The sequence below is a fragment of the Gilliamella sp. App6-5 genome, from assembly GCF_001690525.1.
Lineage (GTDB): Bacteria > Pseudomonadota > Gammaproteobacteria > Enterobacterales > Orbaceae > Gilliamella > Gilliamella apicola_H.
This window is the reverse complement of sequence record NZ_LZGT01000076.1, coordinates 1-1,731: the sequence shown is the minus strand read 5'-3', so window position 1 is coordinate 1,731 and position 1,731 is coordinate 1. Positions and strand designations below refer to the sequence as shown.

Sequence of the window (1,731 nt, the reverse complement as noted above, 5' to 3'; positions counted from 1 at the left end):
TCCCCTTTACTTGTATCATAGAGAATTTTCTACTTTTGTGCTGTACTATTTTAGGGGGTAGTTACATTACCTTTCTACTTTCTACATTAATCTAAAGGTAAATACAATGAAAATCGCTATCTCTATGTTAGCATTGCTTCCAATATTTGTATTAACAGCATGTACAAATAACTCTAAAACTATTAGTTCTAAGTCTAAAATAGAATCTAAACCTACACCAGTTTTACAGACAGATCGATATACCATTGTTGAACTAGATGATCCAATTCATAAATATGTTTTAGATCAAATTATTAATATTTCACTACCTAAAAATTTAAATTTAACAGTTAAAGATGGAATGGAATATGCTTTAAAACAATCAGGTTATTCTCTTTGCACTAACTCAGATATCAATGTTCTTTATGAAAGCACTTTACCTAAAGTTCAATATAAAATGGGGCCAATTTTATTAAATGATGCACTACATGTTATGGCTGGCCCTGTTTGGAATTTAGATGTTAATGACGTTGAACGAGAAATTTGTTTTCATCTAAAAAAAGGATATTCTCGAAAACAACAACCTATTTCTTCAGTTAAACAAGAACCTCAATTTGATACTTATCAAGTACCTCCTCGAATGATAGAAACAAAAGGAGGCAAAAAATGAAGGATACGCTAATAAATAAATTAAATATAAACCAACCTATTACAATAACTAAAAAAATGGTAGTTTTAATATGTGGTGTATTTGTAATCTTGTTTATATTAATAGCGATAGCATTGCATTTATCTCTCCTTAACATTGATAAAACATCTAATAACTATAAAGAACTGGAAGATAAAATTGTAACTATCCCCTAAAATAGTACAGCAAAAAAGTAGAAAATTCTCCATGATAAAAGTAAAAGAGGATTTAATTATGAAAAAAATGACTGAACATCAAATCGTCGCTATTTTAAAAGAAGCAGAGGCAGGTATTCCCGTTAAAGAACTGTGCCGTAAATATGGCATGGGTAATTCAACTTTCTATAAATGGCGAGAAAAATACGGCGGAATGGAAACGTCGGATATCAAACGCTTAAAGGAGCTGGAGGCGGAAAACCGTAAGCTTAAACAGATGTTTGCCGAACTGAGCTTAAAATCCCAGCTTCAGGAAGAAATCATAAAAAAGCTTTAGTGCCCACCAAGGCACGTAAAATGTGGGCACAGCAACTACAACAAAATCATTCAGTTACTATTGTTATGAGTTGTGCTATTGTTGGCTTAAGCCGTTGTGCTTACTATTATCAACCTAAGTTACAGGATGATTCAGTGATTATTTCGGTGTTGAATGCTGTCACAGACCGGCATTTACGCTGGGGTTTTCCTAAATGTTTTAATCGTATCAGAAAGCTCGGCTATCAATGGAATCATAAACGGGTATATCGGGTGTATTGTGAATTAAAGCTTAATCTCAGGGTAAAGCGTAAAAAACGCATTCCTCCACGATGCCCGGAAAGGTTATTAGTCCCCAATAAACAAGGTGAATGTTGGTCAATGGATTTTATGAGTGACAGTAGTCGTAATCAACGTCGCTTTAGGACATTCAATGTCATCGATGACTTTAATCGTGAGGCGTTAGGGATTGATATTGCAGTAAGCTTACCAGCAGGAAGGATTACCCGTTACTTAGATAAACTGGCTGAATATCATGGGTATCCATTAAAAATACGCGTCGATAATGGACCAGAATTTACAGGAAAAACCTTT

At 33.9% G+C, this 1,731-nt stretch carries 4 protein-coding genes; all 4 read left to right on the top strand.

Going from position 1 to position 1,731, the window contains the following annotated elements:
• The first annotated feature begins 106 nt into the window (after window positions 1-106).
• Complete coding sequence (pilL2, locus tag A9G24_RS09445) at window positions 107-649, top strand: PFGI-1 class ICE element type IV pilus protein PilL2 (protein WP_065637580.1); 543 nt, start codon at window positions 107-109, stop codon at window positions 647-649.
• Complete coding sequence (locus A9G24_RS09440; RefSeq protein WP_065637579.1) at window positions 646-843, top strand: hypothetical protein; 198 nt, start codon at window positions 646-648, stop codon at window positions 841-843. Before pilL2 ends, A9G24_RS09440 begins: the two co-directional genes overlap by 4 nt.
• A 58-nt stretch (window positions 844-901) precedes the next feature.
• The gene (locus tag A9G24_RS09435; RefSeq protein WP_034909955.1) at window positions 902-1,159 is read left to right on the top strand and encodes a transposase; all 258 of its coding nucleotides are present in this window, start codon (window positions 902-904) and stop codon (window positions 1,157-1,159) included.
• Between the two features lie 20 nt (window positions 1,160-1,179).
• The coding region (locus A9G24_RS09430; protein WP_065638790.1) for a DDE-type integrase/transposase/recombinase at window positions 1,180-1,731 on the top strand (552 nt) is incomplete at its 3' end.

Bases quoted from the DNA above. Each gene is read 5' to 3' on its own strand.
- pilL2 (WP_065637580.1), top strand. From the start codon at position 107: ATGAAAATCGCTATCTCTATGTTAGCATTGCTTCCAATATTTGTATTA.
- A9G24_RS09440 (WP_065637579.1), top strand. From the start codon at position 646: ATGAAGGATACGCTAATAAATAAATTAAATATAAACCAACCTATTACA.
- A9G24_RS09435 (WP_034909955.1), top strand. From the start codon at position 902: ATGAAAAAAATGACTGAACATCAAATCGTCGCTATTTTAAAAGAAGCA.